This window comes from Luteibacter yeojuensis, assembly GCF_011742875.1.
GTDB classification, from domain to species: Bacteria; Pseudomonadota; Gammaproteobacteria; order Xanthomonadales; family Rhodanobacteraceae; genus Luteibacter; species Luteibacter yeojuensis.
This window is the reverse complement of record NZ_JAAQTL010000001.1, coordinates 2611016-2623050: the sequence shown is the minus strand read 5'-3', so window position 1 is coordinate 2623050 and position 12035 is coordinate 2611016. Positions and strand designations below refer to the sequence as shown.

Below are 12035 nucleotides of genomic sequence, written 5' to 3'. Positions count from 1 at the left end.
CGCCGCTGAAGCGGCTCCCACAGGTGCTCCCGCACGATCACTGCGTCTGCGCCTCGATCGCCTTCGCCTGCGCCTTGGCCTGTTCGTCCACCGTCTTCTGCACGTCCTGTGCCTTCTTCTTCTGTGCCTCGAGCGAATCCCAGGGCGTTTCCGCGCGTGCCTGCGGCGTCGGCGGCTCGTGCGGCTGCGGCGGTTTCGAGCAGGCGGCGCAGGCGATGGCCAGTCCCCATAGCGGAAGATATCGGATCATGGCGCGGTTCCTCCTGTGTCTGCGTCGAGTCTGGCGCTGTCGCGAGGCGAGTGCAATCGCTTACGATCACGGACAATGCCTGGAGATCCGATATGCATCCACGACTCGCAAGCTGGCGCCTCGACGGTCGCACCGCCCTCGTCACCGGTGCCAGCAAGGGCATCGGTTACGCCTGCGCGCGCGAACTGGCGGCCCTCGGCGCCGACGTGCTGCTGGTTGCACGCGACGAACTCGCGCTCCAGGAAGTGCGCGACGAGCTGGCCGAGGAATGTCCCGACGTGGAAGTGCTCGGCATGGCCGCCGATCTCTCCGACCATGAAGACCGCCTCGCCGTCTTCGACTGGGTGGCCGATCTGGACGCAAACCTCTCGATCCTCGTGAACAACGTGGGCGGCAATACGCCGAAGCCCACGCTGGACTATGAGGAAGACGAGTATCGCGCGCTGTTCGAGCTCAACGTGTTCTCCGCCTACGAGATGAGCCGCGCGGCGTATGCCCACCTGGTCCAGCACGCCAATGCCGCCATCGTGAACGTGGGCTCGGTATCCGGCATCGTGCACGTGCGCACCGGCTCGCCCTACGGCATGACCAAGGCGGCGCTCCACCAGATGACCCGCAACCTCGCCTGCGAATGGGCCGAGGACGGCATCCGGGTCAACGCGGTGGCCCCCTGGTACATACGCACGCAGCGGAGCGAGCCGGCCCTGGCCGATGTGGAATACCTGGAAGAGGTGCTCGATCGCACCCCCATGGGGCGCATCGGCGAGCCCGAGGAAGTCGCCGGGGCGGTGGCCTTCCTCTGCCTGCCTGCCTCGAGCTACGTCACCGGAGAAATCGTCGCCGTGGACGGCGGATTCCTGCGCTACGGCTTCTGACCGTCTAAAATGCGCGGTTCCCCCGAGGAACTTCCATGCACATCGGTATCGATTTCGGCACGAGCTACACCGCCGCCGCGACCTTCGTCGATGGCGAGCTGACCCACGTCACGTTCGGTGACGCGAAACAGTTCCGCACCGCCGTCTTCTTCCCCGAAGTCGTGCCCGATCCCGCGAAGCGTCGCGCGGCGGAAGCGCGCGCCGCGACAGTGGAAAACTTCCAGGACGCGCTGTTCGGCGACGAGGCGGTGGCCGCGTACCTCGAATACGGCGACGGCAACCTCATCGAATCGCCGAAATCGATGCTCGGTTTCCGCATGGACCCGCAGGTGCGCAAGGTCATCGTGCACATCGCGACCTACGTGCTCGAGCACATCCGCCTCGCCGCCGGCCGGCAGTTGGGCGAGGACGTGCGCACGGCGGTGATCGGCCGTCCGGTGCATTTCCGCAGTTCCATGGGCGAGAAGGGTTCCGAGCAGGCGGTGGAGATCATCCGCGAGGCGGCCGCCGTCGCGGGCTTCGAGAGCGTCAGCTTCCTCGAGGAGCCCGCCGCGGCCGCGATGCACTACCACAAGCGGCTCGACACGCGGCAGACGGCACTCATCGTCGATATCGGCGGCGGCACGACCGACGTCGCGTTCGCCGAACTCGGCGGCGGCGAACTGCCGCGGATCGTGCGCACCTGGGGCCTGGCGAAGGGCGGTACCGACCTCGACGTGAACCTCAGCATGCATGCCTTCATGCCGCATCTGGGCAATAACGTGACGCGCGTGCCCGTGCACCATTACGTGGAAGCGGCGAGCGTCCACAACCTGCCGAAGCAGCGCGAGTTCCGCCGCCAGGACTATCGCTTCCTGGACGAGCCGTGGCGTTCGCGCCTGCAGGCGCTGCAGCAACCGGGGGCCACCACGCGACTGAACCAGACAGCCGAACGCAGCAAGATCGCGTTGAGCAGCGAGGAGCGCACCGAAGCGGATCTCGGCTTCCTCGAAACGGGACTGGGCGTGCATATCGCGCGTGCCGACATGGACGAGGCGGTGGAGCCCTTCATCGAGCGCATGCAGCGCCTGCTCGCCGAGGTCCGCGAGGAATGGCCGTCCGTTCCGGACAGCGTCTTCCTTACCGGCGGCACGTCGCGTTCGCCGGTCGTAAAGGCCGCGGTGCGCGACAGTTTCCCGGGCATACCGATGGTGGAGGGCGATCCCTCGCTGGGCGTGGTCTCGGGGCTGGCGGTCGCGGCGACCGAACTCGGCGCCTTGCCGGCCGGAAGCACATGCGCTGTGGGAGCCGGCCATGCCGGCGATCCCACGGCAGCGGGCAAGCCTGCCGCGAGCACCGATCGCCGCCGAAGCGGCTCCCACATTGTCTATCGGCAGCCTTGCAGCTGCTTCTGTAACCGCGCGTCCTTCGCCTCGAGCGGTCCGCGTTCGCTCTTGAACGCATTCCGGATCGACCGCTGGTTCGCTTCCGACTCGTCGCGCAGCGCGGCGCAGGCCTCCGCTGGCGAGAGCTGCCGGCACTGATCCTGCACCCACACGTAGTTGCTCGTGGCGATGCCTGCGACATTGCCTTTGCCGCGGTTGAGTTCGGGGGCGGAGGCGACGGCCGAGCCACGGTTGCCGTACGTGTCCGCCAGCGGCTGGCTCACCGCGCCAAGGACGCCGAACGGTGCCATGTACGGTTCCGGGTTGCCGTTGTCGCTCGTGTAAGGCTTGCCATCGGTGGCCCGTATGCAACCGAACAGCGTCGGAGGCGGCGCGGAAGGCCCCGGCGGAGCGGTTGGCGGCGCTTCCTCCGTTGCAGGCGGGGGTACGCCCGCCGGGGCGGGGCGATCGACAGCCGGCGCCGCATCCTGCAACCGGATCGTCTGCTGGCGCTGGCCCTTCGCGCACGGTGTCTGCTGGTAGATCGTGCGGCCACCCGCTTCGCACTTGTAGACGGTCTCGGCCGTCGCCGCGCCGATGGCCAGGCATGCAGTCGCCGCGACGGCCCAGCGAAGGATACGCATGCTCAGAACTCGGCCACGTGGTCCTCGGAAGCGAGCCCGAGGGTCATCGCGCCTTCGCCGACATTGACCATGCCGGTGATGCCCATGGGGCTTTCGAGGATCTGCACGCCGGCATCGCCGCAGGCTCGAACGAGGCCAGTGTAGCCGGGCAGGTTGCGCATCTCGTCGAGGTCGCCGCCGTAGCTGAGCGAGAGCGACGGCACCAGGAGCCCGGCCTGCACGCGCCTCGATGCGTATTCGAAAAGCGACAGGGCGCCTTGCTCGAAGCCGCGGACCTTGCCCACCGGTCCCGTCTCGCCCCGATGGGCGCGCAGGATCGGCTTGATGTCGAGTGCCGTCCCAAGCATCGAGCTGAGGAAGCTCACGCTGCGGTCGCCCTTGCTGCGCGCGCGCGAACGCAGATAGTTCAGGTCGCGCGGCAGCATGTAACCGTAGGAGCAGTCGGCGATCTGCGCCGCCCGCTCGCGCACCTCGGCCGGCGAGCGGCCGGTCTGGATCATCCGCACCGTTTCCGCGATGGCCGGCGCTGAGCCGGCGAAGATGTTGCGCGTGTCGACGACGCGCATCAGGAAGGGGCCGCTCAGTCCCGCCGCCTCGCGAATCGGGCGGTAGTTCTTGAGGATCGCGAAGCTCGCCTTGATCACGTTGTCGTGGATGGGGCTGCGCGTCGCCATGATGGTCAGGCAGATGACGCAGTCGTACTCCTTCACCAGGCGGTCGAGGAAGAGGGTCTGCACGTCCTCGACCGAGCTGGCCTCGGTTTCGGCCGAATGGCTTCGGCTGCCGAGTTTCTGGTCGCGGAAACGCTGGATCTCCGCCGGGTCGCGATCGTCCTTGAACCGCTGGTTGTCGACTTTCACCGCGATGGGCATCATGGCGATGCCGTTACGCTCCAGGAAGTCATGCGGCACGTCACAGGCCGCATCGATCGCCACGCCGATCCGCATCGGTCACCCCGCTCGAAGGCCCCTCGGGCCCTTCATGCCGGATGCTACACTTGCACGACTGAATTTGGCACTCCGCCGGCGTGGCGTCGCCGGTCACCGCGCAAGCGCATCCGGGTTCGACATGAAAACCAAGAACGAGATCGTCTCCAACTGGCTGCCCCGCTACACGGGCACGCCCCTGGAGGCCTTCGGCCAGCACATCCTGCTGACCAACTTCGGCCATTACGTGGACCGCTTCGCCCAGGAGCATGGGGTGGAAGTACGCGGCCGCGACCGGCCCATGCCCAACGCCACGGCCGACGGCATCACCCTCATCAACTTCGGCATGGGCAGCCCGAACGCCGCCACCGTCATGGACCTGCTCAGCGTGATCGAGCCGCAGGCCGTGCTGTTCCTCGGCAAGTGCGGCGGCCTCAAGAAGAAGAACGCCATTGGCGACCTGGTGCTGCCGATCGCCGCCATCCGCGGCGAAGGCACCTCGAACGATTACCTGCTGCCCGAAGTGCCGGCGCTGCCCGCGTTCCAGTTGCAGCGCGCCGTGTCGACGATGATCCGCGACCTCGGCCACGACTACTGGACCGGCACCGTGTACACCACCAACCGCCGGGTCTGGGAGCATGACGACGGCTTCAAGGAATACCTGCGCCGCACCCGCAGCATGGCGATCGACATGGAGACCGCGACGATCTTCGCCGCCGGCTTCGCCAATCACATCCCTTGTGGCGCGCTGCTCCTCGTCTCCGACCAGCCGATGATTCCCGAGGGCGTGAAGACCGAGACCAGCGACGCCGCGGTCACGGCGACCTTCGTCGAGCGCCACATCAAGGTCGGTGTCGAAGCGCTCAAGCTGGTCCGCCGTCACGGTCGAAGCGTGAAACACCTGCGCTTCGAGGACGACGGGGAGTAAACAGCTCCAGCTATTTGTTCGCGAGCGACGATAGCAAGGCGAACTTTGATGGCCGTCACGGCATTTGAACGCAATTTCAGAATTGTCGTATATCTCTTTTTCCGATCGGTCAGTAGCGTCCTGGCTACAGCCATCGGAGAGGAGAGTGAGCATGCACACTGGATTCGATCTTGCGCGGCATATGCGCGAATACCATTACGACTACGTCACGGTCATAGATGGTGTCATGGCGGACGAGCTCTGCGCCGTATTGGTCGAGCGGATCGAGCGTCTGATAGGCGAGGGCCGGGTAAAGCTGGTCGATCATCAAGGGCTGGGAACGGAAGCGGTATCCGATTCCGGCGGGCGCTATCTTCACCACATCTTCGAAGGTGACGACATTCGTCGTCACCTTCCGGAACTCACGGCGGTATATCAGGCAGTGCTTCCGCTGATTTCTTCGATGACATCCCAGGATGTTGTGCTTTCCCCTTATCCTCGTTCAGACATCAACATCAAGGTCTATCCGCCCGGCGGGGGTACGCTTGGTGAGCATTACGATACCAATGGCGTCACGGTCCTGTTGTTCCTGACGACGAATCGCGAAGCCCCTTTACGCATGCAGATTCCCCGGTCCCACCCGGCGAAAGGGCAATGGACCGAGCGGCGATCCATTCATGCGACCGCTGGCTCACTTCTTGTCATGAAGGGGCGTGAAGTCCTGCATGATTGTGAGCCAACGGTAAACGAGCGAAAGATCTCGGCCGTGCTCAACTATTACGTGCGTGGCGATACATGGCGACACGAGTCGTTCGATAGCTTTGTCTACGATGGAGTAACTCCACCGCGTTCCGTGGAAGTCCAGGTATGAAGGTCCGCCATCTTCTTCTCGGCATTCTCGTGACGGTGATCTGGGGGAGCAACTTTTCCGTGATCGAAGCAGGGCTGCGAGACCTCGATCCTTTCCTTCTCACGGCGCTGCGCTTCACTTTCACGGCCTTTCCCCTGGTGTTCTTTCTGCGCAGGCCGCGAGACGTCGGGATCGGCGCACTGGCAGTCTACGGCGTTCTGTTCGGCGTGGGCCTCTGGTGGGTCGTGAACCTGGCCATGGCTAAGGGGCTTTCACCTGGATTGTCATCGCTTGTGCTGCAGTTCAGTGCCTTCTTCACCGTTATCCTCAGCGCCGGCTTCTTTCGCGAGCACATCGGCGCGCCACAGTGGGCGGGCATGGCGTTCGCCGGGACCGGGCTGGCGCTGGTGATCGTTTATACCGAAGGTGCCGCCACGACGTCCGGGATGGCTCTCGTGCTTCTTGCCGCGTTCAGCTGGAGTGCCTGCAACCTCATCGTGAAGCGGTGCAAGCCCCGCGACATGCTGGCCTTCGTCGTGTGGTCCAGCGTGTTCTCGGCGCCTGCGTTGTTTCTCCTCACCTGGCTCCAGCATGGTGCGGCGCCGTTCGTGAGCCTTCTGGAAGGATTGACGCCACGGGCCGCCGGGTCGGTGTTGTTCCAGTCTTATGTCACGACGATCTTCGGCTACAAGGTCTGGAACGATCTGATGAAGACCTATCCATCGGCGCAGGTCGCGCCGCTATCGCTCATCGTTCCGGTATCCGGCATTGCCACCTCGTCTCTTGTTTTCGACGAGCGTTTCGACATGGCCATATGGGCTGGCATCGTTGCCATGCTCTTCGGCGTGGCGGTATTCGTCCTCGGTCCTCGGATGCTGCGCCGCGAACCGGCCACGGTGTAGTAGCGAGTCCACTGCGCTCGCAGGCCGGCCCGTCGCCTTCCCCGGTAATGCGTGATGAACCATAAAAAAGGCCGCCCCCTCCCAGGGAGCGGCCAATCTGGGGAGTGTTTTCTTTTCTTGTTATGGCTTAGAGCGTGAAGTCGTAGCGTGCACCGAAGCGGACGTAACGCGGATCCTGGAAGGAACGGGCGCTCTTGTACTGCGGGTCGGCCACACCGGCGTCCGTTTCGCCGTACTCGTAGTACTGCGTCGCACGCTGCTTGCCGAGCAGGTTGAAGATATCGGCGGTGAACGTGAGCTTGTGCGCGGCGAAGGCCGGCTTCCAAGCCGCGCTCACGTCCACCGTATACGTCCAGGGCGTGCGGCCGAACGTACCGCGATGCGCGGGCTCGCCGTTGCACCAGAAGTAATTGCCGCCGTAGCCGTACGGGTCGCCGCCGGCCGATTCCGGGCGGAGGCCCAGGCAGCTCACCGGATAGCCCGAGGCGATGCGGGTCACCGTCGAGAACTGCCATTCGTCGGTGGGGGCATAGGTTCCGTAGATGCGAAGCTGGTGCTTCTGGTCGTTGGGCAGGTCGCCGTTGGTGTTCTCCATGATTTCCGGGAAGTCCCAGCTCTCGGTCGTCGAGACGTCGGCCTGCACGATGTTCGAATCGAGCTGGCCTTCGGAGTTGCCGTAGCTGCGCGAGTACGTGTAATCGACCTTTCCGTACCACTTGTCGCTGAACTGGTGTTCGAGGTACAGGTCGACCATGTAGTAATGGCGCGAGGGCTTCGGAAAGCCCAGTGCATCCGCGCTGAGGGGGACGCTCAGATACTGTCCCGCGGCGGGAGACAACGTGAACGTGTTGGCGCGGCCCGGGTTGAACAGCCAGCAACCCGTGCTGCGGCCGATGCCGGCCGCCACTTCGTCGGACAGGCCGTTGGCGTCGCCCCACGCTTGCAGGGGACGGGAGTCGCAGGTGTCGTCGATGAGGCTCCGGAGCTTCCGATACATCGCCTTGGCGCCGAAGGTCCAGTTATCGGCGAGCTGTTTGTCGAAGCCGAGGATGTATTCGTCCTGGTAGTACGAGTGCAGGCCCTGGGCCGATACCGTCTTGGCATCCGGTGGCGTGCCGTTGGCGCCATTCTTGTAGTAGACATCCGAGTACGGTCCTTCGACGAGGCCGGTCGGCGTGCCGTTGCTGGGATCTATGCCGGTGAAGCCATAGAGTTGCGACGGGAAGGTCGACGGACCGGCACCGCGCACGGCGACGGACGTAGGCAGGCCGAGGTGATAACGGCCCGCGTTGGCGTAGATCTTTAGCGAGCTGTCGCCATAGACGTCCCACGACACGCCCAGTCGCGGATCGAGCTGGTGCCGGGCGTTGGCGTAGGCCTGGCCGGAGCCGTTGTAGTTGGTGAACTGCTCGTTGCGCAGGCCGATATACGCGTGCCAGCGGTCGGACACCTGCCAGTTATCTTCGACGAACTGCGAGCGCTGGTCGGTCCGGGCCGAGGTGCCCGTGGACAACGCGGTCGACTCCACGTAGTAACCGTTGGCGAAGTTCGCCGGGTTGTACAAGGCCGGGTCGAGGCCGAGGTTGGTCAGGCGGTCGCGAATGGCCTGGCCATCGCCCAGGTCGTTGTACGTGTAACCGGTGCCGCCCACGGGCACGGCGCCCCACGTCGCGCGCAGGACGTAATTGTCCACGCCGGCACGCAGGTCGTGATCGCCGAGCCGGTATTCGATGTTCACGCTCCAGCCCCGGGTACTGTCCTTCGAGCCCGGCAGCAGCGAGGTGGTGGAACCGACCGTGCAACCCGTCTGCTTGTTGCCGGCGAATTCGGATCGTTTGTCGGTAATGCTAGGGCACGCCTCGCCGGTGGCGGAGTCGACGGTCTGCTCGTGATCGGAATGGGAGCGGCCATACATCGCATTCACGGTAAGGTCGTCCGTGAGGTAGCCCGTGTAGTGGCCGATGTACATGTTGCCGCCCGGCGTCGCGTTGGTCTGCGTGCCGTTGTAGTTCTTGGTGTACTGGTGGCCGAGATAGTCGCCGCGGCCGGTCTGGTAGTTGTAGGCGTAGATCGAGCGGTCGGCCGTTTCGGTATCGCCTATGCCGGTGAACTCGAGGATATTGTTGTCGGTGATGTTCCAGTCGATCTTTCCGAGCCAGCGCGTGGTCTTGTTGCTGTCGCGTTCGTCGTCGCTCACCGAACTCGGGCCGGTGTAGTTGCCGGTCTGCTTGATCCAGTCGGCGGCGGCGAAGATGAACAGCTTGTCCTTGATCAGGGCGCCGCCCAGCGATCCGGAATATTGCAGGTTCTCCTGGTCGCGCCAGGTGTACGGATTACCGCGCTGGAGAAGGGTGCCATCGCGCTGCACGATATTGCGCGGCTGCTGCTGGAGCGAGTCCGGCGACCACAGCACCTGCACGTCGCCCTTCCACTCGTTGGAGCCGCGTTTGGATACCACGTTGATCACGCCGCCGGTGGAGCGGCCGTATTCCGCGCCATAGCCGCCGATCAGCACCTGCTCCTGATCGATCGCGTCATAGGGAAGCTGGCGCGAGCTCACGCCGGTCAGCGGGTTGGTGGCCTGGAAACCGTTGATGTAATAGGCATTCTCCGAAGCCGACGAGCCGCCGAAGGAGAGGGCGTTGCCGTAGCCGCGCACGGCCGGCGTGGTACCTGGTGCCAACAGCGCGACCGAGCTGATCGAGGTGCGCGCGATGGGCAGCTTGGCGAGCTGGTCGGCGGAGAGCACGGTGCGCGAGTCGACCGAGCTGACGTCGATGCTGGGCAGGCTGTTGGCGGTGACCTGGACGCTGCCGAGCACGGTGGCATCGGCCGCGGTGGAGGCGAACGACACGTCGGTGCCCTGGCTGATCGAGGTCTGCACGCCTTTGTGCGAGTCGACCGCGGCGCCGTTATGCATCAGGGACACGTCGTAGCTGCCGATCGGCAGCGAGTTGGCGCGGTAACGTCCGCTGGCATCGACGGTGATGTCGCGGCGGAGACCGGTGGCCGTGTTCTCGATGTGCACGACATCGCCCGGTGTGGCCGAACCGAAGATCGAGCCGGTGGCGTTGCTCTGCGCGAGTGCGCCGCCGGCGGCTCCGGCGGCGATGGCGAAGGCCACCGCCGTGGCGAGCCGGCGACGGGCCGCCGCCGAAGAACGGATTGCGTACTGCATGAAAGACCCTCCTGTAAGTGAAACGGGACGAGAAAAAAAGACGGCAGGCCCCGCGTCCGCGCGGCACGCGGACGTTCCGCCGGGACACGGCGGTCGGGATACCGGGAGTGGTGGCTTATCGCATCGTCGTCGACGCTTCATGCGGACGACGGCGCGGCGTCATGGCACGCGGCGTCGCCTGCCATCTCCTGCGGAAGAGGGTGCGGACCGAAGTAGGCACGGCATTGCTTGTCTCCCCTGAAAAAAGCTCATGCAAGGACATCGTCCATGGAGCGAAATCGTCGTCGACGAACGCATCGGAACCGGTGCGTTTGCAAAACGTAAACCTCTGTCGACAAAGGGAACAATAGGAATAAGTCCTAAGCAGGTTATTACGTATGATACGCAGCATATTACGTGCGCTCGAAGGTTCCTGTTGCCTCCGTCGGGAGCCCCCGCTAGCGTCGCCGCATGGACCTCGTCATCACTATCCTCCTGCTGCTCCTCGTCATCGCGTTGTCGGGCGCGGTGGTGCGCATACTCCCGGTCCGGCTTCCGCTGCCCTTGCTGCAGATCGCCCTCGGCGCGCTGCTTGCGAGGCCCTTCGGCCTGCGTGTGGAATTCGATCCGGAGTTGTTCTTCCTGTTGTTCATTCCGCCGCTCCTGTTCGCCGACGGCTGGCGTATTCCGAAGCGCGAGTTGTTCCTCCTGCGCAAGCCGGTTCTCGCCCTCGCGATCGGTCTGGTGTTCTTCACGATCGTCGGCATCGGCTACTTCGTGCACTGGATGATTCCCACCGTGCCGCTCGCCGTGGCGTTCGCGCTGGCGGCGGTGCTGTCGCCGACGGATGCGGTTGCCGTGAGCTCGATCACCGGCGGTTCGAGGATGCCGCCGCGACTCATGCACGTTCTCTCCGGCGAGGCCTTGCTCAACGACGCGTCCGGTCTCGTCGCCTTGCAGTTCGCGGTGGCCGCCGAGATGACCGGGACGTTCTCGCTGGTTCCCGCTGCGCGCGACTTTGCCTTGATGGCAATCGGCGGCGTGGTGGCGGGCGCGTTCGTCGGTTTCGTCTTCGGTGTCGTGCGGCGTCGCCTCATCCGCTGGGCCAGCGAGGTGGATCCCGCGAGCCAGGTCGGACTGGTGCTGGTCCTGCCTTTCGCGGCGTACCTGCTTGCCGAACACTTCCATGCGTCGGGCATCCTCGCTGCCGTGGCGGCGGGCATGACGATGCACCACACGGACGTCTCCAAGGGCGGCTATGTCGCCACGCGCGTGCAGAACGGTGCCGTGTGGTCGATGGTGGAATTCGTTTTCAACGGGTTCATCTTCCTGCTTCTCGGTCTTCAGCTGCCGGGTATCGTCGACAACGCGGGTATCGACATCCGCCAGGCGGGCGGCGGGGAGACCTGGCATCTCCTGGTCTACGTGGTGGCGATCACGCTGGCTCTCGTGATCCTTCGTTTTGTCTGGGTGTGGGTTTCGCTGCGGTTCGTGCTGATGCGCGCGTGGCATCGCGGCGAGAAGCGGCCGAAGGTCGGCACGCGCCTCGTCTGGACCACCGCGCTCGCGGGCGTGCGCGGTGCGATCACGATGGCCGGCGTGCTGTCGTTGCCCTTCATGAAAGCCGAGGGCGTTCCCTTTCCCGCGCGTGACCTGATGATCTTCCTCGCCACCGGCGTGATCCTGTGCACGCTGGTCTTCGGTGCGATCGGCCTTCCCTTGCTCGTGAAAGGACTCAAGCTCAGCGGGGAAGATCCGCGCGTGCGCGAGGAACGGATGGCGCGCGCGCTGACGGCCGAGGCGGCCTTGCGCGGCATCGCCGACGAACAGAAGCGTGTCGAGGAGGTGGGCGACGACAACGCCATCGCGCTGGCGTCGCGCGTCGCCGCGCGCGTGATGGCGGATTACCGGCAACGCATCGAGGCGGCCGGAGAGGAAGGCGACGTGCCGGAGAAGGCGCGCGCCGAAGCGGGCGCCGAACGCGCCATGCGGCTGGCCGCGCTGCGCGCGGAGCGGAAGGAGCTCACCGAACTGCGCCGCGACCACCGGATCAACGATGAGACGCTACGGATGCTCGCCCGCGAAGTAGACCTTGCCGAAGCGGCGTTGACAGGCTTGCATTCAGACTGAGCGCGACCTTCCTGTAGGAGCCGCTATAGC

At 65.0% G+C, this 12035-nt stretch carries 9 protein-coding genes and 1 pseudogene; 6 read left to right on the top strand and 4 right to left on the bottom strand.

The window, feature by feature from the left end; all coding sequences use genetic code 11:
* Window positions 1-37: 37 nt before the first annotated feature.
* Entirely contained in the window at window positions 38-250 is a 213-nt protein-coding gene (locus tag HBF32_RS11985; RefSeq protein WP_193570357.1) for a hypothetical protein, read from the bottom strand.
* Between the two features lie 92 nt (window positions 251-342).
* Here HBF32_RS11985 and HBF32_RS11980 point away from each other — a divergent pair, with 92 nt between their 5' ends.
* A complete protein-coding gene (locus HBF32_RS11980) occupies window positions 343-1125 on the top strand; it encodes an SDR family oxidoreductase (protein WP_166699841.1) in 783 nt (260 codons plus the stop codon).
* Window positions 1126-1160: 35 nt separating this feature from the next.
* Window positions 1161-2366, top strand: a pseudogene (locus HBF32_RS11975) (Hsp70 family protein); the annotation flags it as partial.
* A 125-nt stretch (window positions 2367-2491) separates the two neighbouring features.
* Here the strand turns inward: HBF32_RS11975 and HBF32_RS11970 are convergent.
* Window positions 2492-3133 carry a DUF4124 domain-containing protein gene (locus tag HBF32_RS11970; RefSeq protein ID WP_166699840.1) on the bottom strand — a complete coding sequence of 214 codons (642 nt, stop codon included), beginning with the start codon at window positions 3131-3133 and terminating at the stop codon, window positions 2492-2494.
* A gap of 2 nt (window positions 3134-3135) precedes the next feature.
* Window positions 3136-4080, bottom strand: a complete 945-nt coding sequence (locus tag HBF32_RS11965) for a DegV family protein (protein ID WP_193570356.1) — start codon at window positions 4078-4080, stop codon at window positions 3136-3138.
* A 121-nt stretch (window positions 4081-4201) separates the two neighbouring features.
* Here HBF32_RS11965 and HBF32_RS11960 point away from each other — a divergent pair, with 121 nt between their 5' ends.
* From HBF32_RS11960 to HBF32_RS11950, 3 genes are all read left to right on the top strand, one after another.
* Window positions 4202-4987, top strand: coding sequence for an AMP nucleosidase (locus HBF32_RS11960; protein ID WP_166699839.1), 786 nt, complete (start codon window positions 4202-4204; stop codon window positions 4985-4987).
* Between the two features lie 151 nt (window positions 4988-5138).
* Window positions 5139-5837, top strand: a complete 699-nt coding sequence (locus HBF32_RS11955) for a hypothetical protein (protein ID WP_166699838.1) — start codon at window positions 5139-5141, stop codon at window positions 5835-5837.
* Window positions 5834-6718, top strand: a complete 885-nt coding sequence (locus tag HBF32_RS11950; RefSeq protein WP_166699837.1) for an EamA family transporter — start codon at window positions 5834-5836, stop codon at window positions 6716-6718. The genes HBF32_RS11955 and HBF32_RS11950 overlap by 4 nt, the downstream gene beginning before the upstream one ends.
* Window positions 6719-6845: 127 nt before the next feature.
* Here HBF32_RS11950 and HBF32_RS11945 read toward each other — a convergent pair whose 3' ends face one another.
* Window positions 6846-9896, bottom strand: a complete 3051-nt coding sequence (locus tag HBF32_RS11945) for a TonB-dependent receptor (RefSeq protein WP_166699836.1) — start codon at window positions 9894-9896, stop codon at window positions 6846-6848.
* A 450-nt stretch (window positions 9897-10346) separates the two neighbouring features.
* On the opposite strand from HBF32_RS11945, the gene HBF32_RS11940 reads away from it, so the two are divergent.
* Window positions 10347-12005 (top strand): Na+/H+ antiporter, encoded by a 1659-nt coding sequence (locus HBF32_RS11940; protein ID WP_166699835.1) that lies wholly within the window; start codon window positions 10347-10349, stop codon window positions 12003-12005.
* The last annotated feature ends 30 nt before the right edge of the window (window positions 12006-12035 follow it).